This is a genomic window from [Borrelia] turdi (assembly GCF_030439285.2).
GTDB classification, from domain to species: domain Bacteria; phylum Spirochaetota; class Spirochaetia; order Borreliales; family Borreliaceae; genus Borreliella; species Borreliella turdi.
In genome coordinates, this window is record NZ_CP124018.1 from 106,349 (window position 1) to 133,343 (window position 26,995).

The 26,995-nt window shown below is 28.6% G+C and carries 27 protein-coding genes; 3 read left to right on the plus strand and 24 right to left on the minus strand.

The features are described 5' to 3' along the window. Nucleotides 1-67: 67 nt before the first annotated feature. The gene (locus QIA31_RS01060; RefSeq protein ID WP_301393834.1) at nt 68-1,261 is read right to left on the minus strand and encodes an acetyl-CoA C-acyltransferase; all 1,194 of its coding nucleotides are present in this window, start codon (nt 1,259-1,261) and stop codon (nt 68-70) included. A gap of 140 nt (nt 1,262-1,401) precedes the next feature. Between QIA31_RS01060 and QIA31_RS01065 the strand changes: the two genes are divergently transcribed. Continuing rightward, nucleotides 1,402-2,766, plus strand: coding sequence for a hypothetical protein (locus tag QIA31_RS01065; protein WP_301393837.1), 1,365 nt, complete (start codon nt 1,402-1,404; stop codon nt 2,764-2,766). 10 nt (nt 2,767-2,776) lie between these two features. Here the strand turns inward: QIA31_RS01065 and dnaB are convergent, their stop codons facing one another. The 6 genes from dnaB to QIA31_RS01095 all read right to left on the minus strand — a co-directional run bounded on the left by dnaB (nt 2,777) and on the right by QIA31_RS01095 (nt 7,706). Then, entirely contained in the window at nt 2,777-4,144 is a 1,368-nt protein-coding gene (dnaB, locus tag QIA31_RS01070; protein WP_151060592.1) for a replicative DNA helicase, read from the minus strand. 22 nt (nt 4,145-4,166) lie between these two features. Continuing rightward, a complete protein-coding gene (gene rplI / locus QIA31_RS01075; RefSeq protein ID WP_301393840.1) occupies nt 4,167-4,667 on the minus strand; it encodes a 50S ribosomal protein L9 in 501 nt (166 codons plus the stop codon). 17 nt (nt 4,668-4,684) lie between these two features. Next, nucleotides 4,685-4,975 (minus strand): 30S ribosomal protein S18, encoded by a 291-nt coding sequence (rpsR, locus tag QIA31_RS01080; RefSeq protein ID WP_301393843.1) that lies wholly within the window; start codon nt 4,973-4,975, stop codon nt 4,685-4,687. Between the two features lie 14 nt (nt 4,976-4,989). Beyond that, on the minus strand, nt 4,990-5,439 hold the full coding sequence (locus tag QIA31_RS01085; protein WP_301393846.1) for a single-stranded DNA-binding protein: 450 nt from the start codon (nt 5,437-5,439) through the stop codon (nt 4,990-4,992). Between the two features lie 10 nt (nt 5,440-5,449). Further along, nucleotides 5,450-5,869 (minus strand): 30S ribosomal protein S6, encoded by a 420-nt coding sequence (gene rpsF / locus QIA31_RS01090; RefSeq protein ID WP_301393848.1) that lies wholly within the window; start codon nt 5,867-5,869, stop codon nt 5,450-5,452. A gap of 142 nt (nt 5,870-6,011) precedes the next feature. Continuing rightward, on the minus strand, nt 6,012-7,706 hold the full coding sequence (locus tag QIA31_RS01095) for a PTS transporter subunit EIIC (protein WP_301393851.1): 1,695 nt from the start codon (nt 7,704-7,706) through the stop codon (nt 6,012-6,014). A gap of 210 nt (nt 7,707-7,916) precedes the next feature. Here QIA31_RS01095 and trhA point away from each other — a divergent pair, with 210 nt between their 5' ends. Further along, nucleotides 7,917-8,618, plus strand: a complete 702-nt coding sequence (gene trhA / locus QIA31_RS01100) for a PAQR family membrane homeostasis protein TrhA (RefSeq protein ID WP_301385415.1) — start codon at nt 7,917-7,919, stop codon at nt 8,616-8,618. Here the strand turns inward: trhA and rseP are convergent. From rseP to QIA31_RS01180, 16 genes are all read right to left on the minus strand, one after another. Then, nucleotides 8,615-9,916, minus strand: a complete 1,302-nt coding sequence (gene rseP / locus QIA31_RS01105; protein WP_301393854.1) for an RIP metalloprotease RseP — start codon at nt 9,914-9,916, stop codon at nt 8,615-8,617. The two genes, trhA and rseP, sit on opposite strands and share 4 nt — an antisense overlap. Before the next feature lie 21 nt (nt 9,917-9,937). Beyond that, nucleotides 9,938-10,795 (minus strand): phosphatidate cytidylyltransferase, encoded by an 858-nt coding sequence (locus tag QIA31_RS01110; protein WP_301386038.1) that lies wholly within the window; start codon nt 10,793-10,795, stop codon nt 9,938-9,940. Further along, nucleotides 10,785-11,477, minus strand: a complete 693-nt coding sequence (gene uppS / locus QIA31_RS01115; RefSeq protein ID WP_301393857.1) for a polyprenyl diphosphate synthase — start codon at nt 11,475-11,477, stop codon at nt 10,785-10,787. Before uppS ends, QIA31_RS01110 begins: the two co-directional genes overlap by 11 nt. A 4-nt stretch (nt 11,478-11,481) precedes the next feature. Next, entirely contained in the window at nt 11,482-12,036 is a 555-nt protein-coding gene (gene frr, locus QIA31_RS01120; protein ID WP_301385420.1) for a ribosome recycling factor, read from the minus strand. Nucleotides 12,037-12,073: 37 nt separating this feature from the next. Continuing rightward, on the minus strand, nt 12,074-12,913 hold the full coding sequence (tsf, locus tag QIA31_RS01125; RefSeq protein ID WP_301393860.1) for a translation elongation factor Ts: 840 nt from the start codon (nt 12,911-12,913) through the stop codon (nt 12,074-12,076). Next, complete coding sequence (gene rpsB, locus QIA31_RS01130) at nt 12,910-13,698, minus strand: 30S ribosomal protein S2 (RefSeq protein WP_151060581.1); 789 nt, start codon at nt 13,696-13,698, stop codon at nt 12,910-12,912. Before rpsB ends, tsf begins: the two co-directional genes overlap by 4 nt. Before the next feature lie 221 nt (nt 13,699-13,919). Continuing rightward, nucleotides 13,920-14,198 (minus strand): hypothetical protein, encoded by a 279-nt coding sequence (locus QIA31_RS01135; protein ID WP_151060580.1) that lies wholly within the window; start codon nt 14,196-14,198, stop codon nt 13,920-13,922. 17 nt (nt 14,199-14,215) lie between these two features. Continuing rightward, nucleotides 14,216-14,911, minus strand: coding sequence for a hypothetical protein (locus QIA31_RS01140; RefSeq protein WP_301394452.1), 696 nt, complete (start codon nt 14,909-14,911; stop codon nt 14,216-14,218). 87 nt (nt 14,912-14,998) lie between these two features. Further along, nucleotides 14,999-15,610 carry a tetratricopeptide repeat protein gene (locus QIA31_RS01145; protein WP_301393862.1) on the minus strand — a complete coding sequence of 204 codons (612 nt, stop codon included), beginning with the start codon at nt 15,608-15,610 and terminating at the stop codon, nt 14,999-15,001. Then, nucleotides 15,610-17,265: a 30S ribosomal protein S1 gene (locus QIA31_RS01150; protein ID WP_301393865.1), complete on the minus strand. Its 1,656-nt coding sequence runs from the start codon at nt 17,263-17,265 to the stop codon at nt 15,610-15,612. The genes QIA31_RS01145 and QIA31_RS01150 overlap by 1 nt, the downstream gene beginning before the upstream one ends. 2 nt (nt 17,266-17,267) lie before the next feature. Then, nucleotides 17,268-17,933 carry a (d)CMP kinase gene (gene cmk, locus QIA31_RS01155; protein WP_301393867.1) on the minus strand — a complete coding sequence of 222 codons (666 nt, stop codon included), beginning with the start codon at nt 17,931-17,933 and terminating at the stop codon, nt 17,268-17,270. Further along, a complete protein-coding gene (locus tag QIA31_RS01160; RefSeq protein WP_301393869.1) occupies nt 17,917-18,666 on the minus strand; it encodes a pseudouridine synthase in 750 nt (249 codons plus the stop codon). Before QIA31_RS01160 ends, cmk begins: the two co-directional genes overlap by 17 nt. Then, nucleotides 18,653-19,420: a hypothetical protein gene (locus tag QIA31_RS01165; RefSeq protein WP_301393871.1), complete on the minus strand. Its 768-nt coding sequence runs from the start codon at nt 19,418-19,420 to the stop codon at nt 18,653-18,655. The genes QIA31_RS01160 and QIA31_RS01165 overlap by 14 nt, the downstream gene beginning before the upstream one ends. Before the next feature lie 14 nt (nt 19,421-19,434). Further along, nucleotides 19,435-20,532 (minus strand): recombinase RecA, encoded by a 1,098-nt coding sequence (gene recA, locus QIA31_RS01170; protein WP_301393875.1) that lies wholly within the window; start codon nt 20,530-20,532, stop codon nt 19,435-19,437. 13 nt (nt 20,533-20,545) lie between these two features. Further along, complete coding sequence (gene greA / locus QIA31_RS01175) at nt 20,546-23,248, minus strand: transcription elongation factor GreA (protein ID WP_301393878.1); 2,703 nt, start codon at nt 23,246-23,248, stop codon at nt 20,546-20,548. A gap of 36 nt (nt 23,249-23,284) precedes the next feature. Continuing rightward, on the minus strand, nt 23,285-24,229 hold the full coding sequence (locus tag QIA31_RS01180) for a tetratricopeptide repeat protein (protein WP_151060571.1): 945 nt from the start codon (nt 24,227-24,229) through the stop codon (nt 23,285-23,287). Nucleotides 24,230-24,411: 182 nt separating this feature from the next. Between QIA31_RS01180 and QIA31_RS01185 the strand changes: the two genes are divergently transcribed. Continuing rightward, complete coding sequence (locus QIA31_RS01185) at nt 24,412-25,545, plus strand: tetratricopeptide repeat protein (RefSeq protein WP_301393881.1); 1,134 nt, start codon at nt 24,412-24,414, stop codon at nt 25,543-25,545. A 40-nt stretch (nt 25,546-25,585) separates the two neighbouring features. On the opposite strand, the gene hisS is transcribed toward QIA31_RS01185, so the two are convergent. Continuing rightward, nucleotides 25,586-26,956, minus strand: coding sequence for a histidine--tRNA ligase (hisS, locus tag QIA31_RS01190; protein ID WP_301393884.1), 1,371 nt, complete (start codon nt 26,954-26,956; stop codon nt 25,586-25,588). Between the last annotated feature and the right edge of the window lie 39 nt (nt 26,957-26,995).

Below are 26,995 nucleotides of genomic sequence, written 5' to 3' on the forward strand. Positions count from 1 at the left end.
TATTAAAGAATCGCTTACCCACTAATTTAACAAAATTTTACATTTAAATCTAGTTAATAAAATATTTTCATCTATACAAAAAACTAGAAATTCCCTGTCCACCGCCAACACAAATAGATGCTATTCCTTTTGTTTTATTCTTCATTTTCATAGTACGAGAAAGTGTTAATAAAATTCTTGAACCACTAACTGCAAATGGATGTCCCAAAGCAATAGCACCACCATTTACATTAATAATATCGCTAGTTATATTGTATTTTTTTAACAAAGCCTTTTCAATGCTTAATGCTTGAGCAGCAAACGCCTCATTAACCTCAATAAAATCTATTTCTCTAGGGTTTAAACTTAATTTACTAATAATGCCTTCAATAGCTGCATAAGCTCCAAAACCCATATAAAGCGGATCAAGCCCCACGCTTTTAAATCCCCCAATATAAGCTAATGGTTTTATCCCTAAGCTTTTTACTCTCTCCTCACTTGCTAAAATTAAAAAACAAGCCCCATCATTTAAACTAGAAGAATTTCCAGCGGTTATTGTGCCTGATTCTTTAAAAACAGGATTAAGAGATGCCAGCTTATTTAAAGTTAAATTATCTCTTATTTCCTCATCACTTGAGACAACCCTACTAGAATTAGCCTTCTTATCAAAAAGAATCAAAGGATAAATTTCATTTTCAAAATATCCAAGTTCTCTTGCTTTTAACGCCTTTAAATGAGAATTAAATGCAAATTCATCTTGCATCTCTCTTGTTATCTTATATTTTTCTGAAAGATTTTCTGCTGTAAGTCCCATGGAAATAAAATTTAGAGGATCTATCAAAGCATCTTTTTGGATTGAATCTTCAAGTCCAAAATTACCAAATTTAAGACCTTCAAATCTAATCTTTCTGGGCAATAGATAAGGAGCATTAGTTAGATCTTCTACCCCTCCGGCTAAAACAATATCATTATTTCCAAGAACAATAGAATTAAATGCAAGCTCTAAAGCCTTAAGACCAGAACCGCAAACTTTATTAACACTAAATGCGGGAACAGTGTCACCTAAACTAGATTTCAAAGCAATTTGCCTTGCAATATTTTGACCAAGTCCTGAAGATATTACGTTTCCAATAATAACCTCATCCACTTCACACAACTTATTTCTTTTAAGTAAAGCTTTAACAACTTTTGAAGATTCATCAATAATATCCAAACCCCTAAAAGAACCTCCAAACTTGGTATTGGGCGTTCTAAGTCCATCAATAATAGCTACCTTTTTCATCAAAACTACTCCTAAAGTCTTAGCAACTCCATTGAATTATACAATACAAATAGCCCACTATAAAACTAAGTTTATTTAATAAAAATAAACTATTTAACCTGAATTAATTAATAAATAAGCTAAAATGCTATAATTTTAAAATGAACTTTAAAAAAATATTTTTCATAATATTAATAATTTCTACTCTAAAAGCTTATTCTTACAATTATGCAATCCAATTCAAAAATGAAAGTATTGACAAATACTATTTTGAAATACTAAATGATGGATTTGGATTTTCATTAAGCGATTTTTTTGATGATTTGAGAAGTGGATCTCTAATTTTTACCTATACTTCAAAATACAATTTTATAATAAATTTAGAAGCACACATGTTAACTTTTAGAGGCTATGAAGACTCACCAAAATCTTTAATTAGTAGAACAGACTTAATTGAGATAGGTTTCATGTATTACTTTCCAATAGTATTGCTAATTAATGGAAAAAATTTTGGAGAAATAGACTTTGGCATTGGAATTAAAAACTTATTATTTGGAGACTGGGGGGGATACTTAATACAAAGCATAATTCATCTCATTTTAAATCAAAAACGTCCAATTCCGGGTATAAAAAGCTACGATAACTACAATTACAGAGGATTTTTAAGCTTTGCTCTAAATTACTCTTACATGAATTTTTTAAATTTAGAAAATTATATAGATTTATCTTATTTTGCAGATTATTTTATCAAAAACAGCATTGGAATCACCTTGAAAAATGAAAATATTGGATTTAATATAAAACTTTACGCCCAAACTCAAAATCAAATCAAAAGCCTTAAAACATATTCAAAAACACAAGAAGCAGAAACAGGAATTGGAATAAATTATCGACTTTACTCTAACAATTTTTTCATAACAAATAATTTAAACATTAAAAATTTTTCAAGCAAAGAAAATTTCTTAAGCGTTGGGGGATTTGGAATAATCATTACACCTGAAGAATGCATAAAAATATCAGAACCGAAAAATGAATTTAATATTATAAGCAATAATTTTTATTTTGGATTTGATATTATGATCCCACTTAAAGTAAGAAATTTAATATTCTACAAAATAAATGAAAACATAAACTATTACTTCTCAATATCAACAAATTACTATACCAATTACAATGAAAATAATAGCTTTACAAATCGATTATCATCAGGCATAATGTATGAATTTTTACCCCAAAAAACATTCAATCCTTACATCATTTCGGGATTATTTTTTGCCTATAATCAAAATAACAAAAATATTAAAAGCATCTTCAGACCAATAAGAATAAAAAACATTCTTCAAGTTGGAATTGAAAATGAATTGGGACTTTTGTTTAAAATGCTAAAATATCGCAACACTGAATATATTTTCAAAATATATTCAAAGGCCAGCTATGTACCTCTAGCTTATAACATAGATGAAAAAAAAGTAGAAAAACATTCTATCAACTTTAATTATTTAGGAATTGGAATAGTCATTAAATAAGGATATTAAATTAATAATGATGATCTTTGTTAACAAACTTGGTAATGTGCGGTAAAAATAATATATCTGCCCTACCTGTAGGACCATTTCTATGTTTTGCTATAATAACCTTAGTTTCTATTGGTTCCATCTCAGCAGAAGACTCAAATTTAAAATCTTTATCCCTATGAAGTAAAATTACAATATCAGCGTCTTGCTCTAATGCTCCTGATTCTCTTAGGCTAGCAAGATTGGGTTCACGTCCTTCTGTATCTCTTGTAAGCTGAGATAATGCAATAATTGGAATTTCAAGCTCTCTAGCAAGCTCTTTAAGGGATTTGCTAATCGATGCAACTTGTTCGTGCCTTGGAAGATTTTTTGTTTCAAAAGAAATTAGACTGATATAATCAACAAATATTATATCTATGCCATAAAATCGCTTAAGCTTTCTAGCTTGAGTTGCTAAAGTTAGCAAACTAATATTGGGAGTATCTTCAATATAAAGCTCAGAATCACTAATCTCATTTACGATATCATTCAATAACTTTATTTCTTGACCAGATAAAATGCTATTTTGAACCTTAAAGCTATCAATACAAGATTGAGACGATATTATTCTTTTTATTAAAGCATCCGCTGTCATTTCAAGAGAAAAAAACCCTACTTTTTTCTTTCCTTCTTTTCTCAAAGCTATAGCAGAAGCAATATTTAAAGCAAATGCTGTTTTACCAATACTAGGACGAGCACCAACTATAATAAAATCACTGTTTCTAAACCCCCCTATAAGAGAGTCGACTTTTCTAAAGCCACTTGGAATGCCAAAATTTGCTTCCTTTTTCTTCATACTACGTTCATATATCTCATTATGAACACGTTCTGCAATAATTTTAGCATGATAGAGGTTTTTACTAGAATAATCTAACTCAATTGAGAGAATCTTTTGCTGAGATTCTTCAACAACCTCATTAATAGTTTTTGTAGAATCATTTATATAATCATTAAGTTCTTTAGAAACATTTAAAATGCTTCTACGAACACTCTGTTCTTTTACAATTTTTGCATAAACATTTATAGTTCTATCTGTTGGTAAATAAACTGACAGTGAATCTAAATAGTCCGGCAAATTGATTAAATCTTTTTTAATCAAAAGCTGTGTTTTTGAAACATGTTTAGATACTTCTTCAAAAACAGTAATAGGATCAATATTTTCCCTTTTTTCATAAAGCGAAACCATTGCTTTGAAAATCAACTTGTGAGTTTCATTGTAAAAATCATCAGCTCTTACATGAAAAGCAATTTGCTCTAACTTATCCGAATTATAAAATATACTAGAAATTACCGCTTTTTCTGCACCATCATTAAAAAGAAGTGCAGAATTTGAAAAAGCTGCTAAAGCCACGAACTACACTCCATCTCTTAGTTTACTCATTTACTTTATTTAAATTTTTATTTAAAGACTTTTTATCCTCTTGCTTTTCTTCTTTTTTTATCTCTACTTTAATAATAGAACTAATGTCCTCATAAAGCTTAATTGTCACATCATAAGTTCCAAAAGTTTTTAAAGTTCCATGATGTATATCTATTTTTTTTCTCTCTATATCAAAACCAAGTTTAAAAAGTTCATCAGCAATATTCAAACTGTTAACGCTATGAAATAATTTTCCAGAATCATTGGATTTCATAAAAAACTCTAATTTAACAAGATCAAGCTTAGATTTCAAATCATTGGCAATCTGTTTTTTTGTTTCTTGCTTTTTTAATATTGACCTTCTTTTTTGATTAAAAATCTCAATATTATGTTTATTTGAAAAAACCGCAAAACCTTTGGGCAGCAAATAATTTCTTGCAAATCCATCTTTTACTTCTACGGTATCCCCTTCTCTTCCGAGATTAATAAAATCTTCCCTTAAAATCACTTTCATAATTACCCCTAAAATAACTATCTTTTTACAAAAGGCAACAAAGCCATATATCTTGCCCGTTTAATTTCTAATGCCAAACGCCTTTGATGCTTAGCAGAAGTTCCCGTAATTCTTTTAGGTAAAATTTTACCTTGCTCGGTAATAAACTTTTTAAGAAAATCAAAATCTTTATAATCAGGATGTTTGCCAGAATCACAAAATTTACATGACTTTCTCTTAAAAAATCTGAAATTTGAATTTTTTTTAAAGCCATCCTGCTGATTTTCAAATCTTGAGTCTCTTTGATTTACATCTCTATCTTTATACATAAATTTAAACTCCATTAAAAAGGTATATCTTCGCTAAATTTATCATCAACAGCATCAATATCCTTAATTGCATCTTCTCTTTTATGGCTTGTCAAGCCATTAATATCTGAATCTTGCATTTGGAAAGTATTAGAACTTGAACCAAACATTTGCAAATTGTCCACAAATATATTCACTTTACTTTTCTTATCACCTGTATTCCTATCTTGCCAGCTTTCATATTTAAGAGATCCACTTACCACAACTTGCTTGCCCTTTTTCAGATACTCATTGAGACTTTCAGCTCTTTTTGAGAAAATAACACAATCAAAATATTGTGGATAATCAATCCATTCATCATTTTTTTTCATTCTTCTATTATTAGCTAAAGAAAATCTAAGAATAGCCATACCACTATCTGTATAAGAAAGCTCAGAATCTCTTGTAAGTCTACCAGATAATACTAATGAATTAATATCGGCCATCAAAATCCTCTTATCTTTCCTGAATCTCTGTGCTTTCAGGCCCTCTTGGTGTTTCGATTTTAGAGCTACCTTTAAAACCGTCTTTATCAATACTGTCTTTAAATTCTCTAAAATTTCTTCTTTTAATTTTTTTAGTATTGATCTTTCTAACTACTTTAACCAAAATCATATATCTAAGCAAGTTTTTAATTAACTTAAACCTTGATTCAAGTTCTTTTAAATTACTACCTTCCATACTAAATTCTATTATTTCATAACGACCTCTAGCTTGCTTTTTGATAGGATATTCCAAGGCTCTCTCCCCAATAAAATTGTTAACAATATCAGTTGCACCAAACAACTCTAAAGATTTTTTAACCTCTTCTAAAGAACCTTTATACTCAATTTCTTCACTTTTAAACAAAAAACACGCCTCATATCTTTTAATCATTACTAAAACTCCTTATGGTCTATCGTGTTACAAAATATGCAACAAAGGCTACTTAATTAGTATATAAAAGAGATTGATTTTTTTCAACAATAAAAATTTTATTTATAACATAAAAACGCTAACTAAAACATAATCTCAACTTTCAATCTTCTTCTGATTCGCTAAGCTTATAAGTTTTCCCCGACTTACCCTGTTTTTCAAGTTTTTTGTCTTCTTTCATTTCAATATAAGTCTTAAAACCTTTTTTTACATTATCAACTGCAATCATAACACTAGCTTCAAAAAGACTTCTTGGAGAATAGGTGTCAATAGCCTTTTTAATATAATATACATTAGATCCATAAAAGAGCTGCACTTTGCCATTAACAAGTCCTATCTTAAGAACTCCAGCCTCTTTAAGTAAATCATTATCAACAAGCTCAGTATTAACAACATCTACATGTAATCTTGTAGAGCAAACATTAAGCTTTTTAATATTATCGAATCCACCAAGACCTTGAATTAAAAGATGGGCAATCCCAAGACTCTCTAGCTTGCCTTCTTGACCTTCAAAAAATGGATCGTCTACAACAAATATCTGAAAATCAAAATATCTATAAAGCCAACTAAAAGTAAAATAATAAAGAACAAAAAAGACTGCTCCTAAAGGTACTACACTAATCCAATTTGTTTTAGAATTCCCTTGAAGTATTCCAAACATAAAAAAATCCAAAAACCCGGTAGAAAAAGTATTGCCAATTGTAACATCAAAAAAATTAGCAAGCAATAATGCAAATCCTGAATAAATGGTGTGAACAAAATAAAGCAAAGGTGCTGTAAAGATAAATAAAAATTCCAAAGGTTCAGTTATTCCAGTCAAAAAAGCCGTCAAAGCCCCAGAAAAAAGAAGAGCTGAAACCTTGCTTTTATCCTCATGAACAATACCCTTATAAACTCCTAATGCTGCTCCAGGCAGTCCAAACATAATAGAGAGATAAAATCCACTACTAATCTTAGCAAAACCTGATGAAAATTTAACAAGTGATGGATCTAATAACTGGGCATGAAATATATTCTTAAGACCTCTAAAAATATTACCATTAATTGTCTCCACTCCTCCTAAAGAAGTAAAATCAAAAGGAAAAGATAAAATAGAATGCAATCCCAAAGGCAATAAAAGCCTATTTAAAAATCCATAAAGAAAACTACCAAAATATTCAAATCTAAAAACAAACATGCCTAAAGATGCAATTAACTTATCAACGCTTGACCAAGCTAAACAAAAAAATATTGCCAAAATAATACAAAAAGGTAAAATTATTACTATAGGCACAAAATGGCACTCTGAAAAAAAAATAAAAGGCTTTGGCAACTTCATATTATAAAATTTGTTATGCAAATAGCCAACCAAAAGCCCCACCGCTAAAGAACCTGCAATTCCTGTATTTAAAGTTTGAACACCAAGAAAATTTATACGACCCACAGAAGACATCGCCTCTGCTTCAACAAGTCCTGAGAAAGTTTTAATAAAATAATTTTCAGCAATATTAAATGTTAAATAACCAATAAGCCCACCTAAGGCAGCTGTTCCCTGTCCCATTCTTGCAACTCCAATAGAAATTCCAATAGAAAAAATTAAAGGCATATTGAGAAGAATAGCATTGCCTATGGCTTTCATTAAACCTAAAACATCTTGAAAAAAGAATTTATCAAAATAAACAAAATTAGAAGGATTTGAAAATACAGATCCAATACCAATCAATAAACATGCAACTGGTAAAATAGAAATAGGCACTCTTAGTGCTTTAGAAAATTTTTGCAAACTTGAAAAGTTAATTATTTTAATAAAATTAATCATGTTCAGCCTCTCCAATGCTAATTTAAACAAACACTATTTATTATAAAGCTTTTTTTACAAAAAAACACCTTACTTTATAAAACAAAATAAACCATAAGATTAGATAAATCAAGTAAGATTTAATTTAATCTTGAGAAAAACTTACAATTAAAGTAATGTATTATATATTTTATATTTTTTATAAATAAATGATCAAATGGGGGCAAAGTTATGCTTACAAAAAACAAACTTAAAAAGTACTCATTAAGCGATGTTAATACAAGTGAAATACCAAAAAATGAACTCTTTAGTTCTATATCGCATCTTTTTGGAATTATTTTGTCTATAATTGGAACAACAATTCTTATTACTATATCTGCTCTTAAGAAAAAAGATTTGCATATACTTGTATTTTTTATTTACGGATTTTCAATGACTCTATTATATGCAATGAGTACCCTTTACCACATATTTCCAAAAGGAAGTAAGATAAAAAAAGTCTTTAGGAAATTTGATCACATTTCAATATTTATTCTAATAGCAGGAACATATACTCCTGCATGTGCAATCCTTATACCAAACAAATCAGGACTAATAATCTTATGTATAGTGTGGAGCCTAGCTATAATCGGGATCATTTTCAAAGCAATATTTACAAATAGTCCTGGCTGGTTTAATGGGCTTATATTTATAATTATGGGATGGATCATCCTTTTTAAAATTAACCCCATTTACAAAGCTCTTAGCGGAAAAGGCTTTTTTTGGCTAGTTTTTGGTGGAATCGTATATACAATAGGCGGAATAGTGTACATATTAAGTAAAAAATTCAATCCGACAATTAACATGAAAATGCATGATGTATTTCATATATTAATAATAATCGCATCAGTATCTCACTTTTGGCTTATGCTAAAATACATTTCTAATTTTTAATTTAATATATGCAAAAAGCCTTTTAGATCGTTAAAAAGTCCTAATCCAAAAAGAAATAGCGCTAAGAAAATACCAAAGCTATAAAAAGAATAAATAGTTTTAGCCTTAAATCTTTTTCCACGCAAAAGTTCAATAAAGCTAATAAAAATTTGTCCTCCGTCAAAAACAGGTATTACAATAAAAAACAAATTCATACCAGCAAGAATTAAGCTTAAAACAGAAATGCTATTAATCCAATACAATAGTCCCAAAGAATAAGATGAAGAGAGAATACCTATAATTCCAACAGGCCCTGATACACTCTTAGAAGTATTTAAAAAATTTGTTATCAATAAAAAAATAGAATGCAAAATATCTTGCAAAGCATTTACAACTTTAAAAAAAGACTCTTTAACGGCACTTGAAACATTTTCCACTTTAATTATTCTTTTTAAAGGCGGTGAAAAATATACGCCAATCATTTTCTTTTTATCCTGAAATACTAATTTTGAAGAAAAAATTTCTCCATTTCTAGCAAGCTTAATTTCTGCAATATCTGAATTTAAATTCTTAAGAAAATCATCTAAATCTCTTTTATTTTCCAAAAGAATATTATTAATGCTAATTATTTTGTCACCCGATCTAATTCCAGCAATCTTAGCAGGCGAATTTAAAACTACATCTGATACCACAAGATCAATCCAAGGGCCAATTTCTTTTAAAAAATCTTGCAAACTAATAGCCTCTTCAAAAGTAATATTTTCTTTTTCCCTTAAAATATTAAATGTAACTGTGGATTTTTTTTGAGGAATAATATTTCTCAAATCAGAAAAATATTCAATTTTTTTATTATTAACCTTTAATATAACATCGCCATCTCTAAATTTATCTTTTAAAAAAGAATTTTTATTTAAAATACTAACCTTTGAAGAATAATCAAAATATATAATACCCATCATACTTATAAAAATAAAAACAATAAATGAAAAAATCAAATTAAATAAAGGGCCTGCAAAATATATTAAAATTTTTTTAAAATGTGAAATTCCAAACAAAGAATCTTTATCTGCTTCTAATTCCTTATTTGCCTTAAGCTCCTTTTCCAAGTGATCAAATCCTTTAAGTTTACAATATCCTCCTAGAAGGATTGGAGAAAGTCTATACTCAGTACTATTAATTTTAAACTTTAATATGCTAGGACCTATACCTACAGAAAAAACCTCAACCTTAACTTTAAAAAGCTTGGCAAATAAAAAGTGTCCTAGCTCGTGAATAAATATTATAAAACTAAGAGCCAGTACACTAAAAAGAATATACATAAAAATTACCTCCAAAAATTACTAAGATAAATATAAATAAAATATTGGACCTGTCAAAAGAAAAGAATCAATCGAGTCAAGAGCTCCACCTCTACCAGGAATGATTTTTCCAGAATCTTTTACTCCAGCACTTCGTTTTAATCCAGATTCAAACAAATCACCAATAATAGTAAAAACTCCGATTAAAATGCCAAAAATAATAGCTTCTCCATAGCTCAAATTTATTAATCTAAAAATTACTGCAAATATAGCAGTAAACACAGAAAACAAAATACCCCCGAAAAACCCCATTAATGTTTTATTTGGACTAATAATAGTAGGACGATAGCTGTTTTTCCCTAAAAAATAACCAAAAAGATATGCAAAAGTATCGTTTCCACTTACCATAGCAAAAAGTATTAACATTAAAAACGGAGCCTTGGGTAAAGTTGTAATAGAAACTATAAAAGACATTAATACCCCAGGATATATAAGTATAAAAAGTATTGACGTTGCTTGAGATAAAAAGTTTCCAATCTCATGCTCTTTAATAAACACTAAATTAACAATCCAATTACTAAAAACTAATGCTACAACCAAGTAATATGTCACATTCATACCTAAATAAAAAACATTAAAATGAATGTAAGTTAAAATTGGAGGAATAAAACCTAAAAAAAAAGATAATATACCCGAAAGGCCTGAAGATTTAAATTTTAATAAATTATTAACTTCTTTTGCCGCAAAACCACTAAATATAAAAATTAAAATATTGAGAAATAAATAATTTTTAAAATCTAAAAATATTAAAAATAAAATCAAAGGAACAAAAAATAGAAATGTTCCCAACCTTGCAAAAAACGCGAATCTCTTAACCTTACTCAATAAATCATCTCCCAAAATTTCTTCTTCTAAATTGAAAACATTCCAAATCCCTACTATACCTATTATCATAATATTCAGGCCACAAAACATTTGAAAAAACTAATTCAGAATAAGCAATCCTCCATAAGAAAAAATTACTTATTCTAATATTTCCACCTGTACGTATTAAAAGATCAAGATCGGGCAACTCTGGATTGTATAAAAAATTGGAAAAAGTATTCTCATTTAAAAACTCTAAATTAAAATTACTTGAAACAAATTTTCTAATAGCTAGAAGTATTTCATTACGACCCCCATAATTGATTGCTAAATTTAAAATAAGGTTGTTAAAATTTTTAGAAAAGCTAATAGAATCTTTTATAGAACTTCTTACTTCTTTACTTAAAGATTCAATATCTCCTGAAACTATTATTTTTATTCCATTTTTTTTATAAAAATTAAATTCAGCTCTCAAATAATGAGAAATTAAAAACATTAATTCTTCTATTTCACAATCATCCCTTTTCCAATTCTCAGTAGAAAATACATAAAAGGATAAATATTTGATACCTACCTTTAAAGAATGCTTAACTATTTCTTTTGCCCTTTTAAGACCCTCTTTATAACCTTCTAAAGAAGATAATCCCTTGCTTAAAGCCCACCTTCTATTACCATCCATGATAATTCCAACATGACTTGGAAGAGAACTTTTATTCATGGTTTTAAACTTCCATTATTTCTTGAATTTTAGATTCTAAAATTGAATCTATCTTTTTAATATAAATATCTGTGGATTTTTGAATATCGTCTAAAATTCTTTTTAAACTGTCCTCTGTGATTTCCGATTCTTTTTCTTGCTTTTTAACCTTATTATTTAAATCCTGCCGTATATTTCTAGTTGAAATTTTATGCTCCTCTGCTATTTTTTTAGCATGCTTCACGATATCTTGCCGCCTTTCACTAGTTAAAACTGGAACCTTAATTCTAATAACAGAGCCATCACTTGAAGGATTCATAGAAAGATCAGAATTAAGTATGGCTTGTTCTATCTTATTCAAGATGGTCTTATCCCAAGGTTGAATAACAACAAGCCTTGCTTCAGGAATTCTAATGTTTGACACTTGTGTTATAGGGGTTCTTTGACCATGGTATTGAATAAAAATTTTATCAAAAATATTACTACTAATTCTACCTGTTCTTAATGTTTTATATTCACTATCAAGTGATAAAAGAACTTTGCTCATCTTTTCATCTAGAAAAGCCTTATAATCTTCCATATAAACTCCTCCTTGCTGATAAAAAGCAGTATACCATCTACCCTACTCTTAAATACTTAAACTCAACTATTTCTATCTTGCTTAAAATTGCTTTTGAAATCTCTTCTAACATTTCCCTGACAGTGATTTTATCATTTTTTACAAAACTTTGCTCAAGAAGAGAAATTTCAGCAAGATGTTTTTTTATCTTCCCCGCAACTATACCTTTAATTATGCTTTCTGACTTACCACTAAATTCTAATTGTTTGGAAAATATCTCTTCTTGCTCTTTAATATAATTTGGACAAACATTATCACTTTTCAAATAAATAGGAGCAAATGCGGCCACATGTAAAGCTAAATCCATAGCAAAATTTTGCAACATTTTATCTTCAGTTTTAGAAAAATCATCCACTTTTAATTTAACTAAAACACCTATCTTAGATTGTTCACCATGCAAATAAATTTTTACAAATTCATTAGCTTGAATCTCGGTAATAAAAATTTTTTTAATCTGAATATTTTCTTTTATAGTAGCTGCTAAATTTTTAAGCTCTAATTCTTGAGAAATAGTTAAAGAATTTCTTCCGTTTTCTACCAATTCCTTAATTAAAGAATTACCTAAATCAACAAAACTATGATTTAAAGCAACAAAATCTGTTTCACAAGAAACCAGCAAAAGACCGGCATGAATATTGTTTGAATATGAGAATACTCTACCTTCTTTTGCATCTCGGTCAAGTCTTTTATCAGCAGATGCAATCCCCATTTCCCTAAGTTTTTTTTTAGCCAATTCAAAGTCTCCACCAGCAGCAGACAAAGCTTTTTTACAATCTCCAAAACCAGCATTAGTTTCTTCCCGAAGCTTTTTTATATCTTGAGGACTAATAATGCTCATAAATCACTCACTCCTTCTTCAATAGAATCACTTTTATCATTTTTAATTTCAATTTCTTTCATCAAATCTTCTTCATTTAAATTTTCAATTATTTGAATACCAACCTCTTTATCGCTTTCTAAAATAGCATCAGATATTATTTTGGTAAACAAGGCAACAGAACGAATCGCATCATCATTACCAGGGATTGGGCAATCAATAACATCAGGGTTACAATTTGTATCAACTACAGAAATAATAGGAATTTTTAATTTTCTAGCCTCATTAATAGCTATTTGCTCTCGCTTAGGATCAATAATAAAAATAGCACCGGGAAATGTTTCCATGTCTTTAATACCTGTTAAATTTTTTGCCAATTTAAATTTTTCACGATTAAGCTGTGAAATCTCTTTCTTACTTATCATATCAAAAGTTCCATCAACTTCCATCTTTTCTAGCTTTTTTAATTTTTGAACAGATTTTCTAATCGTATTAAAATTAGAAAGCATACCCCCGAGCCATCTATTGTTAACATACGGCATATCACTTCTTCTTGCTTCTTGTTCAATTATCTCGCTAGCTTGCTTTTTAGTTCCAACAAAAAGAACCTTTTTACCATCTTTTATCACTCTTTGAACAAGCTCATAAGAATCTTTAATACCCTGTAAAGTTTTTTGAAGATCTAAAATATGTATTTCATTTCTCTCAGAGAAAATAAATCTTTTCATCCTAGGATCAAGCCTTTTTACCTGATGGCCAAAATGAACCCCGGCCTCCAATAAGCTCTTCATCGTAATAATTGCCAAATCAACCTCCTATTGTCCTTCTCTTTTACTCACTATGACAAAACATAGCGGAAATTATTCTTTCTTTTATAAGAATATAATAAAACAATCTAATTAATAAGTCCACTACGTCCACTACATTAAAAATAAATACCATCTCTTTAATAAAATTATTAACAAATTGCGTTAATAAAAAATATTAAAAGCTAACCTGATACCTAAAGCTTTTTAAAATTATTCTTTTATAAATCATTCTTATTTCTTTCAGAGAATTTAATCAAACCTATGAAAATAACTGAACCCAAAATGGGAAATAAATAAAGAATAAGATCTATTCGCCTTTCGTAATAATCAGAATAGAAAAAAGGAATAAAAAACAAAAATAAAATGCCACCTAAAAAACTTATAAAATAAACTACTAAGAACTTAAAATTTAATATATTCAAAAACATAACAAAAAAGCTTACCAAAAAAGAAATAATAATGTTTGTCAAAATTAAATGATAAAAAAATACTATCATACTCTCCTTAAAACCAACTAGTCAGATAAACTAAATCCCGACAAATCTCCAAGATTAATAAGTACACTATAGGCATCGTCAACAATACTGCCCACACCCATAACAAAAATTGCCAAATTATATTTAGGGGCAATATCTTTTGTAAAAAAATTGTCATTTATATGCTTTAGATCAATTGGTCTTTTTTCTTTGTCTAAAAGATTGGACTTTTTAATAGATTTTGAAAAACCTATGTATTCTCCTTTCTCAATATAGGACCTATATATATTTTTCTTTTCAAGAATAACAGGAGACGAAGAAGTATTTCCATTTTTTACAACAATAAAAGCTTCGCCGGGAAAATTTTTTCTTAATTCTCCAAAATTTATTTCAAAATATAAAGGCAATTTGTTATCAACCCATTCTTTATTTAATTTAAAAACAGGCTTGCCTGAATAAACAGTAGCGCTCAAATTTATTTTATAAAACCCTCTATTATTAAATTCACCAACATTGTTAAAAACACCCCTTAAAGCTTCAAAATCTTTTTCCACGCTTTTTCGGAAACTGCTTATGTGATAATTGGCACCTTCTGGATAAAACTTATAATATATATCAAAACCTCTTAATTTTTCAGCTGCTTGATTAGAAAAATAACCTGCTGGCAAAAAAAACGCTACAGAATCTCTTGAAATTCGATTGTCAATCTTTTCTGGAGAAGGAAGTATTAAAATATTGTCAAGGCCACACCCAAAAACTCCTAGACAAAATACAAAATATAAGATAAAAAAAATTATAAAACCTCCCCCAAAAAATACAAATTAATTTTGCTTAAGTTCTAAAATTTTATTATTTGCTATATTTATATATAAATTATTTTCATATGGAAACTTAACAATCTCTTCATATATTTTAACAGCAAGATCTTTATCTTTTTCCTCAATTAATATTGCTTTACTCAAAAGGGCTCTTACTTTTAAAAAATCTAAACTAGTACTTTTAATAAGATTCTCATAAACCAATAAAGCATCTTCTTTTAATCCCATTTTTTCATAAACTGCAGCCTTACTAATAAAAGCAATTTCGCTTTCAATACCTTTTGCCTTAATAACAATATCTAAATCCTTAATAGCCGCATCATACTGCGCTTGACTTTGCAAATAAACAGCTCTAGCTAAATAAAACCTTGAAATAAAGCAAGATGAAATTTCTTTTTCCCTTAAAATAAGCTCCTTTATCCTAATAGATATTTTTTCTCTCTCTTTAATATCATTTTCTTTTAAATAATCATTTAAATCCTTTTCAAGATTTTCTACTATTTCTCCACCACTCTTTACATAATCTTTACTTAAAGAATTATAAAAAACAACAATAACAGATGCAAACACAAAAATAACAGCAATAAAGAAAACTAAAAGATTATTTTTAGCCATTATTCATCCCTCTTTAGTAAATTTTCAAATGGCTTATAAGATTCCTCATCATTACCCTTAAATAAATAAGAAGAAATTTCTTCTCTTGATCTTTGATTTTCATACTCCCTATAAGAGAGTAGCACCGATTTGTCTTTAGAATCAATACTTGTTATTACCACCTTAAGCTTATCTCCAATGTTTAATTTTTCAAAAGTCTCTAAACTAGATTCCTTTGTATCTCCTAATTGAATTTTGCTAATAAATCCCATTATTTTATTATAAACTCTTACTTGAAAGCCTTTTGACTTTTTCTCTACAATCTCGACCTCAATAGCATCACCTTTTTTATAACTTTTAGAAAAATCTTCCCAAGGACTCTCTTCTAACTGCTTAATTCCTAATCTAACATTTCTCTTTCGTTTATCAACCTCTAGCACTTTCCCATTCACTAAATCGCCTATCTTGAAATATTTTTCAGGATCAACCTCTTCAAGCCAAGAAATGTCAAACTTACTCACATAAGCATCTATGCCTTCTTCAATGTTTACAAAAGCACCTGTTTTTGTGATATTAGTAACAACTCCTTGAATAACCCTTCCAATAGGATATTTTTCAGTTAATTTCTCCCAAGGATTCTCATTAATCTGTTTAATACCTAGCGATATTTTTTGATTTTCTTTGTCTATCTCTAAAATCTTAACTTCTACCATCTGACCAAGCTTTATTAATTCTTGAGGACTCTTTATTACCCTTATCCAAGAAAAATTACTTATATGTAAAAACCCCGACAATTCACTGTCAAGCTCTATAACAGCTCCAAAGGGCAAAATTTTTACAACTTTCCCTTTTACAATGCTATCAATTTTATATTTAATATCTACAGAATCCCAAGGATTTGCTTTTAAAGCCTTAAGGGATAATTCCATTTTGCCTGTTTGCGGATTTATCTTAATGATTTTCAACTTTAATTTATCGCCAACTCTAACAAAATCTTCAATATTTTCAACCTGACTAAAGGCAATATTTCTTTTATGCAAAATTCCTGTAACAAAATTTTTAATTTTTACAATAGCACCATATTCTGTAATACGATCAACCACACCATCAACCACATCTTCTTCATTGTAAGAACTTACTAGCTCTATTCTCTTAGCAAGATCTTTTTCTCTTTCTAAAGTGCGCCTATCAAGAATAAGTTTTAAACCGTCTACTTCGCTTGCTTCAAGAATATAAAATTCAACAATAGATCCCCTTTTTAATTTCTCATCCTTAGATTTAGCGCTTAAATAAAAAGGCATAAAGCCAGAAACATTTTCATTAATTTGAATCTTATAGCCATTTGGAAGCTCGGCCAACACTTTCCCTTTAATTCCTTTTTTATTTTGAATATATTCATATACTTTGTCTTGAAAATTTAAAGAATCAAGCTTTTCAACGCTTAAAATCAGCCCTAATTCTCCACCTATTCTTACAACAATTGCTTCAAGTTTATCACCAATTTTGGGAACATTTTCAAATTCTTCAATCTTGATAAAGCCTTCGGATTTATAACCAATATCTACTAAAACATAATCCTTCATAATATTAACAATCGTACCAGAAACACGACTTCCAAGCTCTACTCTTTCAAGCACTTTCAAATAATTTTCTTGTAAATCTTTTTGATTTTCCATTCTCACCTCTCTCTTACTTTTTTCAAATTAAACTTTTCTATTATAATATTACATACATCGTCTAATCCTTTATAGCTTGTATCAAGGTAAAAAACCCCTTTTGATAATTTTAACTTACCATATTGTTTTCTTTTGTCAACATCATCTCTTATTTTAAGAGCACGCTCTAATTCTTCTAAAGTATCATTCCCATTTCTTTGCTTATATCGCCTCAAAGCTCGTACTTTAATAGAAGCATCAAGATATATTTTGAATTCAGATTCTGGAAAAACAATAGTAGTAATATCTCTACCTTCTATTATATAATTATCATCGCTAAATTTAACAACTTCTCTTAATTTTTTATTCACAATGTCTCTTACTCCAACATAAGAAGAATAAAAAGAAACTTGAAAATCAATCTTATCGTTTAAAATTTGACTTTCAACATTCTCTCCATTAAGCAAAAAGCCAGAATCATTAAAACTTATATCATTCTCAAAAATTAAATTTAAAAGTCTATTCTCGCTAATAAAATTGCAACTACTCATAAGAGATCTTTGGGCAATTAAAGTTATTATCCTATAAAGATACCCAGAACTAATAAATTTATAACCCAGTTTTACACCAAGCTCTCTTGCAATTGAACTTTTTCCCGATGCTGAAGGGCCATCAATTGCTATTATCATTTGCCTTCTCCAGCCTAGATTTCAACCTATTTATCTTAATCAAAGGAATAATTTTTACTTGACCTTCCTTTAAGCTATCCAAATTAATATTACCAATTCTAATTCTATGAATTTTTTTTAAAAAAACATTTTTACTTAAAAACACTTTTCTTATTTCTCTATTTTTTCCTTCGTCTAAAATCAATCTAGCAGAATTTTTATTTAAAATTTCATAAGATTTTAATTTAAAAAACTCCTCTTTTACCTTTATGCCCGATTTAAAAGAAATAAGCAAATTTTCATCAATATCTCTTTTTGATTCAATAACATATTCTCTTTCAACTTTTTGCCTTGGATGAATAATATCATTTGCAAATTTCCCATCATTAGTAAATAATAAAAGTCCAGAACTTTTAAAATCAAGCCTACCAATTGAAAATACACGCTCTTTAAATAGCGGCTGAACCAAAGATATTGCTAACTTTCTTCCATTAATATCAAAATTGGAACATAAATAATTTCTAGGCTTGTTAAGAGCTAGATAAATTCTGTTATTACTTTGAAAATCTTTAAAAACATAAATCTGTTTCTTATAAATTACTCTGTCCCCTAAAGCCACCTTATCCCCAAGCTTAGCAATAGACCCATTAACTCTTACAAGCTTCTTTTTTATCAATTCTTCGCAAAATCTTCTTGACCCTACTCCCTTTTCAGCTAAAAACACGTGAACTCTGGGGTGCTTAAGTGCAATCATTAATTTTACAACCTCGATATAATACTAATTTATCATTCAGATATCCTAAATTTACAATATTAAGCATCTTGCACTCAAGAGATACCAAAAAATAAGAAAATCTCTCAAAAGAATAATTATCGGCATTAAAATCTAGAAGAGAATCAAAAGTTATGCTATTCTCCTTATTCAGGATAGAAATAATTTTCATCTTTTTCTCAAAAATTTTCAATTCGTACTTATTACAAATAACTTCGGATTTTTTATTACACAAAGAATCTTTATTAACAGCTTTTTTCTTCAATATACCAGACTTACTCTTTAAATTTTTCTTTCTATTGTTATTTTTAGTAATAGTGTTAATGCTTTTAATAAAATTAACACCACTGCTAAAAATAAGATCTTCAATCATTTTTGGATCATAGAATTTAAAATTCTTTATTTGATTTAATTGAAATTTATCATTTTCTCTATTCTTGCTATATCCTAGTAGCCTTTCCACAACTTTGCGATCTGTTTTATCTTTGTATTCAAGCCTCAATGGAAATAAAATTTGAGTTTTCCAATAAAACAAATTATTAGCAAAATAAAAAAAATCGATCAATCCCTTAATACTTATATCAAGGTCACTTGAAACAACTATAAATTCTTCAATTATTTGATTTAAATTCAAAGTTCTTAAAATGTGCCTATTCATACTGACATATTCAAAAAAAAGCTCTATTCCTCCTGTAAAATTATCAAGCCTGATAGAGTAACTACCTAATTCTGACACTTAAGCTTTCTCCACTATTCACATTCATCTTCCTTAAATTCAATAAAATTAACATCCTCTTGATCAAAATTATTAAAAATTATTTTTCTAAGCTTCTTATCCAAATCATTTGCAAGTTCTACTTCTTTACTAAGATATTCAATAACAGTCTCTCTTCCCTGACCTAACTTACTATCTCCCAATGAATACCAAGAACCTGTTTTTTGTATTAAATTATACTTAATAGCAACATCTAAAATACCGGCTTCTCTGGAAATACCTTTTCCAAAATAAATTACCAATTCTACTTTACGAAAGGGTGGAGCAACCTTGTTCTTCACAACCTTAACTCTAATCTTATTACCAATAACATCACCACTTGAGCCCGATCTAGTTACTTGTTCAATTTTTCGAACCTCAAGCCTAAGAGATGCATAAAACTTCAAAGCATTCCCGCCAGCAGTGGTCTCGGGATTGCCAAACATAATACCAATTCTCATTCTTATTTGATTAATAAACATAATACAAGTATTAGACTTAGAAAGTATCCCCGTAATCTTTCTAAGAGCTTTGCTCATTAGTCTAGCTTGAAGACCAATCTGAGAATCTCCCATTTCTCCATCTATCTCTAATTTAGGAGTTAAAGCTGCCACAGAATCAACTACAATCAAATCAATGCCACCACTTCTGATTAAATGCTCAGCGATCTCAAGAGCTTGCTCTCCGGTATCAGGTTGACTAAGCCAAAGTTCCGCAACATTAACTCCTAAAGCTTTTGCATAAACAGGATCAAGAGCATGCTCAGCATCAATAAAAGCAGCTATGCCTCCTTCTTTTTGCACCTCAGCAATTGCATGAAGAGTCAAAGTAGTCTTGCCAGACGATTCAGGTCCAAAGATTTCTATTATTCGACCTCTGGGATACCCACCAATGCCAAGAGCTTCATCTAATATAATAGACCCGCTTGACATGCTCTTTACACCCTTTCCGACAGGAGATTCTCCCATCTTAATAAGACTTCCTTTTCCAAAAGTTTTTTCTATTTGAACTCTTGCAAGCTCAACAGCTTCCTCTTTGCTCGCTCTTTCCATACTAACAACAACTTTTTCTCTTTTTTCCTTTAACTTTGACATTCTTAAATTTTTCCTAACTAAATTTTATGGGTTCTATTTTCTTTACAAAATATTTAAAATTAGTATTATTTATAATAAAATTAAGACTATCTCCCTCCTTAGAATTAAGCAAATTTTCTCCAAAAGGTGATTTATATGAAATAATGCCTTCATCAGGGTTTGATTCCCAAGGTCCAAGTATCAAATAAGATTCATCTTTACCCGTAACTTCATTTAAAATGACAACCTTAGTCCCAAAACCAACAACAGAACTTTGAAGATCTTTAGTATCTACAACCTTTGCATTCTCTATTTCCAACATTAAGGAATTTAATCTTTTGGTCAAAAACTGTTGTTTTTCCCTAGCAGAATGATATTCAGCATTTTCTTTTAAATCACCAAGCTCACGAGCTTTCCCAATTTCTTTTGAATTTTCTGGAATTTCAACTTCCTTTAAATGTTTAAGCTCTTTTTGCTTTTTATTTAAAGAGCTTAATATAGTTAAAAATCCAACTTCCATTCTCTCACCTGTAAGTTGCATCTTTTCATCTTCAAATTCAACCGAATCAAATAATTGTCTTATTATAGATTTTATCTCTAAAAGATCTTTGGGAGGAAAATCTTTTACATAAAAACAAGTCATATAGACTCTCTTTGCAAGCTCTTCATCTCTCATGCACTCTAAAACCGACTTAAGATATCCATCTTTAACTAAAAGATTCATTACCATTTTATAAATTCTTTTACTTGCAACAGAATTATTTTTATTATTAATTTTAATAACACTATCTGTTAAAATTTTAATCAAATTGGCTAAAAGATCTGAATCTGAATAACTCAGTTCAATAGAGTAGGTTTTACAGTGCTTTAAAATCCAAATATAAGCATCTTTATAGACCTTATAATTTTTTATAACATAATTAAATAATTTTTCCACTTCCTTGGGATCTTCTTTATAAAGAGATTCAATCAATTTCTTATTAACAGAATGGGGAAAAAGCTCCTTATAGTATAAAATCCAATTGCTAAGTTCTCTTTTAATTAAAACAACCAATTCTTTTTTAATTTCTGCATTCAAAATTGAATCAAAAAGATCTACTATTCCTTTTGAGTACTCCTTTAAAAGAGATTCTAAATTAACATCTTTTTCTATATTAACTTTTGATGACAATTCTTCAGAAAAATTATCTAAAGATTTAAGAATAACGTAAGAACTTATAACATGATGATCAACCTTTGTAAAATTGTTAACATAAATTAAAAAATAGTTGAGCATCTCTTCTTCAATATGTAAATCTTTAACAACTCCTTTAACATTGCAATAGTTTATAAATATCTCATATCTTTTATAAAAATCTTTCTCAATTTTAAATTTATCATACATTTTTTCATTCAAATTGGAAGATCTCTCATTATATATATAATAATCAAGCTTACCAGAGTCTATGACAAAATGGGGATTATCCTTTAAGATTTGCTTTGCTTTCAAACTCCAAGAATTCCATGAACTTTGAGTCATCAAACTTGGTACTAACTCTTTTTTTATTCCCTTTAAATCAATAGCTTTATAACTTTTTATAATAACTTTTATAGCCCACTCAATATCTTTTTTTACTCTATCTGCAAGTTCTTCTTTGGGCGTTACAGCCTTTAATACTCTAATATCCTCTCTACTAAGAGGAGAAAGAGCCGACATTGCCATATCAAAGCCAATAAAATGGCCTCTTTTAGCAATAAAATCAACCGTAATGCCATGATCATTTACATCCTTTACTATTCCAACAGACCAAGTCTGATGATAAACAAAATTCCCCTTTGCAAAAAACAAATATTTTTCAAAATCTGAATATACATCAATAAAATTTTTATCTAAGTTTTCAATATCAGACTTTGTAAGATAATTCTCAATATCCTTTACATCTTTATATCTTTCTCTTAAAAATTTAACTAAATTTTCTCTTGCTTTATGATTTTTATTGTCAAGTTTTAAAATACCTTTTAGAATTTCTATTGTCTCATCAATATTATCGGTCAAAGAATAATGATCAAACAAATCTTCATAAAGAACTATAGCCTTTTTAAATCCAAGATCTTTTTCAATTTTTTGTAAAATAAGCAAAAAAGAATCAAAATCATCTGAAACATAATGAATAAGTTTTGCCCATACTTCCCTTATTCCTGACATTTGTTTTTTATCAATAAAGCGATAAATAGCCTTTCTAAAATAAAAAATTGATTTTTGCAAATCAATAGTTTCGTAATAAGTAGCAAGCTGTCTTACAAACACAGTATCATCAATATCTGCTTCAACAATTCTAGTCCAAATACCTGGAAGCTTATCATTTTCATTGTTTTGGGCATATATTTTTGCAAGAGTATAAAGAGCATGCTTATTCTCAGAAATAAAAAGCATTTCATTGCAAATATGTTCAACAAGGGTCCATTTTAAGTTTTGAGAGAATAAATCAATAACAGCAAGTAAATTCATATCATTTAAAGGCCGCCTACTATATATAAGCATTCCAGAAATATAAAGACCTGCTATGCTTTTTTTAACATCTTTTAAATGCCTGCCGCAAATATCAAGCACATCCTCTGTTAAACCCTCATCAATTATATTATCTATCAAATCATCCAATTCTTTTATTTTGGCAAGAGAATAATTATTAACAACTATTCTTGTCCACTTATCTTCTTGCAAAATACTATCTAATTTTTCTATGGTAACATTAGACATCAAACTCTCCTAACATCGATTTTTAGCATCAAGCAACTAATTTACATACTGTTGATAAATTCCCAAGTCTATTTCTTTTATGTATAACAAAATCTCATCAATACGTGCTCTATCCTCTTTTATCCTTACATAATGATCAATAAGCCAAAAATACTTATTAATAAGCCTTGGAAGCAATATGCTTTCATTTATTGATCTATAAGACTTTTCTTTAAGCTCATTACGCAAACTGTAAACAGACTGCTTCAGCTGTCCAAGCTCTATAGGTCTTAATTCTCTTTTAACGTTAAAAACACCATTAAGAGAGCCATAAACAGGAATCCATTCTTTTATAAGATCATCTGAAATGTTTTTGTCAGATCTAATAAGATCTATTAATCTTAAAATCATATCAGACTCAAGAGAATATATATCTATCTTTTGAGGATTAATAAAAAAAGCCTCTCTGAATAAGACCTTAGCCTCTTTAATTTCATCAACCAACGCATAAGAATCAGCAAGCTCTGCAACAACATCTGAATTTTCCTTAGCCTCTCCTAATATTTGCAAAAAGACATTAATTGCTCTCTCGTAATTCCCCATACCTTTATAAGACTTAGCAATTTTTATTAAAAGATCCAAATTCTCTGGATGAAGTTTATATATATTTTTATATATATAAAGACAAGTCTGAAAAACAAAATATTTTATAGAATTACGACCTTGCAAAAAATTACAACCCATCTTTTTCAAATATCGTCCTGCAAAATTATTCCACTCTCTTATTAAAAATTCTGCCTTTTCATAATCCTGCCCTATTCTATCAAGGCTTTCAACTTGACCATTCCAATACACAGCGCTTTTTAAAGCTGTTAAAATTTCAATATTATCAAAATCAAGAGAATGGGCTTCTTCAGATTTTAATAAAGCTTCCTTGAAATTGCCTTTTCTAAAATCCAAATAAATTTCTTTAATCAATTCGGCGATTCTATCTGATGACACATCCCCACCATTTTAAAAATATACAAAACCCCCCATTAAACTTTATATAATTATATCATTTATCAATTTTTAGTCAAACAAGAAATTAAGGCAAAATAACAATATTCTATTTATTATTCTTTTAAAACAAAATCTTATATTATAATATTAAAAAGAAAATTGTGGAGTCAAATTATAGCTATATGGAACCTAATAAAATTATTAATAAGGCTATTTATTACTATAATTCAAAAAAATATTCACAAGCAATAAAGCTCCTAGAAAAAGAAATTTTTTTCTACAAAAATTACTATTTATATCACTATGTCTTAGGAATGTCTTATCTTCGCATTGGAAACCTTGGCAATGCTCAAACATATCTTAAAAAAGCTTATACCTTAAATCCTGGCGAATCAAATATAAAGCAAGCTATTGCTATACTTTTAGTAAGTCAGGGTAAAGAAGAAAAAGCTATTCAGATATGGCTTAAAATGATAGAAGAAAATCAAGAAGTAGATCGATCGGAGCTGTCTCTTGAAATTATTAGAAAAAATCCTATCAAAGGATCTGTTTTTTTTAAAAATAGCAACTTATATGAGAAATTATTTCCAATAATTAAAGCAATGCCTGATAAAAATTTAACAAAGTTAGTCATAATAATGACTATTGGGACAATTGTATTTATTTTAATGTTAATAATCTATTTTATTTTTTATGAACAAAAAATAACAATATACACAAATCGAAAAGCAGAAATAAACAAAAATTTAAACAACATTGCTGCTTATATTGACAACATTAAAATAAACAACAAAGAAAAAATAAAAAATGAAGAAGGCCAATTTATATTAATACTAACCAACGACGAAATTAAAAATTCTTTCGAAAAAATCAAAATTTATTTAAAAACAGGAAAAGATAATTTTGCAAGAGTAGAGATAAATAAAATATTAAATTCAAACGCATCAGAATCCATAAAGCTAAAAGCCAAAAATCTTGCAAGTTTTATTTCAAGGCCAGATTTTATTAGCTTTAATGAACATCTAAACTTAAAAGATATTAAAAAAGATCCATTCATCTATTCAAACGTATATGTAAAATGGGAAGGAGTAGTAAATAATATTGAAAAAAAAGACAATATAATACAGTTTGACTTTTATGTTGGATACAACAAAAATGTACTCTCTGGAATTATTCCAGCAAAAACAACCTTTGATATTGATATTGATTTTAAAGACAGTGTTGAAATACTTGGACAAATAGAATATAAAAATAAAAAACTTACCCTAAATGCAATCACAATTAGGAAAATAGATAAAAATGCAAATCAACCTTAATATCTGTGCCAAAACTTTTTAGAATAATCAATGTTTAAGATTAAAAAGGGGTGCACAGTAACTTTTCATTGCATTTAATAAGATTTATTGATTCTTCAAAAGAAAGCAGCAACTCCTCCTTTTTTGTCAAATCTCTTACTTTCATTTTATTTTCTTTGTATTCTTCTTGACCAACAAAAATTAAAAATCTTATCTCTTTGCTTAAAGCATACGCTATTTGTTCTTTAATATTTTTACCATTTTTATTTTTCAAATAGACTTCACAAGAAATATTTTTAACCTTAGAATAATCGTGATTTCTAAACCTAGTAGCAAGTTCATAATAATAATTTTGCAAAGCACTATCTAGGTTTACAATTAAAACCTTAGATCTAGCTTTAGTGACAAATATTTTAATATAACTAAACTTTTCAAGATCAATTATATCCTTTATTCTGTCAACACCAAAAGATCCCCCAACTCCTGAAATTTTTTGAATAGAGCCTGAGAACGAAGAAACCAAATTGTCATATCTTCCCCCACTACAAACACTACCCATATTACTACCAAACACTTCAGCTTCAAAAACAATTCCTGTATAATAATCAAGCCCACGAGATATTTTAAGATTTAAGTTAAAAGAATCCTGAATTTTCAATAAACTAAGATGCTGATAAACGGCTTCTACTCTCTTAACAGACTCATTATCGCCCAAAATACCTTTTAAGGCTTGTATTTTGTCTTTAAAAGAGCCTTGCAAGCTCACTAAACTTAAGATTGAATCTACTGCTTCTTTTTCGACCTCAAGAAGCAAAGCCTCTTCAACCTTCTCAATTCCTATTTTATCTATTTTATCAATATTCCTTAAAATAAAAAGGGATTTCTCTTTAATTCCTAACTTTTCAAAAAAAGAATTTAATATACCAAGATGAGAATAATGGATAATAAATTTTTTATTAATACCTTCTATAAAATTCAAAAAAATCTCTTCAAGTCCATAATACACAACAGAAAGAATCTCGGCATCACCTCTAAAACTATCCTCCCCAACTATATCAAAGTCGAATTGCATAAATTCTCTGTATCTACCCTTTTGAGAATTTTCTCCTCTAAAAACTTTTCCAAATTGAGAGCGTCTGAAAGGAAATTTCAAATCAGAAATATTTGTAGCAACAAATCTGGCAAAAGGAACAGTCAAATCAAATCGCATGGAAACATCTCTGCCTCCATTATCTTTAAACCTATAAATTTGCTTTTCGGTCTCATCCCCACTCTTTTTTAAAAGCATCTCTGAATATTCAAGAACTGGAGTATCTATTAAGTCAAAATTATAAGAATTAAGAATACTAAATATCTGCCTAACAATATGAATTCGAATCAAAGAATCCTTAGGCAAATAATCTTTAAAGCCTTTTAAAGTTTTAATATCCATTATATTATACCCTCTGATATATAGTAATCTACTTTTTCA

Coding starts and splice junctions, on each gene's coding strand:
- recA (WP_301393875.1), bottom strand. CDS start 20,532: ATGTCAAAGTTAAAGGAAAAAAGAGAAAAAGTTGTTGTTAGTATGGAA.
- QIA31_RS01060 (WP_301393834.1), bottom strand. CDS start 1,261: ATGAAAAAGGTAGCTATTATTGATGGACTTAGAACGCCCAATACCAAG.
- QIA31_RS01145 (WP_301393862.1), bottom strand. CDS start 15,610: ATGGCTAAAAATAATCTTTTAGTTTTCTTTATTGCTGTTATTTTTGTG.
- QIA31_RS01150 (WP_301393865.1), bottom strand. CDS start 17,265: ATGGAAAATCAAAAAGATTTACAAGAAAATTATTTGAAAGTGCTTGAA.
- frr (WP_301385420.1), bottom strand. CDS start 12,036: ATGGAAGATTATAAGGCTTTTCTAGATGAAAAGATGAGCAAAGTTCTT.
- rseP (WP_301393854.1), bottom strand. CDS start 9,916: ATGTATATTCTTTTTAGTGTACTGGCTCTTAGTTTTATAATATTTATT.
- rpsR (WP_301393843.1), bottom strand. CDS start 4,975: ATGTATAAAGATAGAGATGTAAATCAAAGAGACTCAAGATTTGAAAAT.
- QIA31_RS01135 (WP_151060580.1), bottom strand. CDS start 14,198: ATGATAGTATTTTTTTATCATTTAATTTTGACAAACATTATTATTTCT.
- hisS (WP_301393884.1), bottom strand. CDS start 26,956: ATGGATATTAAAACTTTAAAAGGCTTTAAAGATTATTTGCCTAAGGAT.
- QIA31_RS01160 (WP_301393869.1), bottom strand. CDS start 18,666: ATGATTGCACTTAAGCACCCCAGAGTTCACGTGTTTTTAGCTGAAAAG.
- trhA (WP_301385415.1), top strand. CDS start 7,917: ATGCTTACAAAAAACAAACTTAAAAAGTACTCATTAAGCGATGTTAAT.
- QIA31_RS01185 (WP_301393881.1), top strand. CDS start 24,412: ATGGAACCTAATAAAATTATTAATAAGGCTATTTATTACTATAATTCA.
- tsf (WP_301393860.1), bottom strand. CDS start 12,913: ATGAGCATTATTAGTCCTCAAGATATAAAAAAGCTTCGGGAAGAAACT.
- cmk (WP_301393867.1), bottom strand. CDS start 17,933: ATGATAATAGCAATTGATGGCCCTTCAGCATCGGGAAAAAGTTCAATT.
- QIA31_RS01065 (WP_301393837.1), top strand. CDS start 1,402: ATGAACTTTAAAAAAATATTTTTCATAATATTAATAATTTCTACTCTA.
- uppS (WP_301393857.1), bottom strand. CDS start 11,477: ATGAATAAAAGTTCTCTTCCAAGTCATGTTGGAATTATCATGGATGGT.
- QIA31_RS01095 (WP_301393851.1), bottom strand. CDS start 7,706: ATGATTAATTTTATTAAAATAATTAACTTTTCAAGTTTGCAAAAATTT.
- greA (WP_301393878.1), bottom strand. CDS start 23,248: ATGTCTAATGTTACCATAGAAAAATTAGATAGTATTTTGCAAGAAGAT.
- rplI (WP_301393840.1), bottom strand. CDS start 4,667: ATGAAAGTGATTTTAAGGGAAGATTTTATTAATCTCGGAAGAGAAGGG.
- rpsF (WP_301393848.1), bottom strand. CDS start 5,869: ATGATTAAAAGATATGAGGCGTGTTTTTTGTTTAAAAGTGAAGAAATT.
- QIA31_RS01085 (WP_301393846.1), bottom strand. CDS start 5,439: ATGGCCGATATTAATTCATTAGTATTATCTGGTAGACTTACAAGAGAT.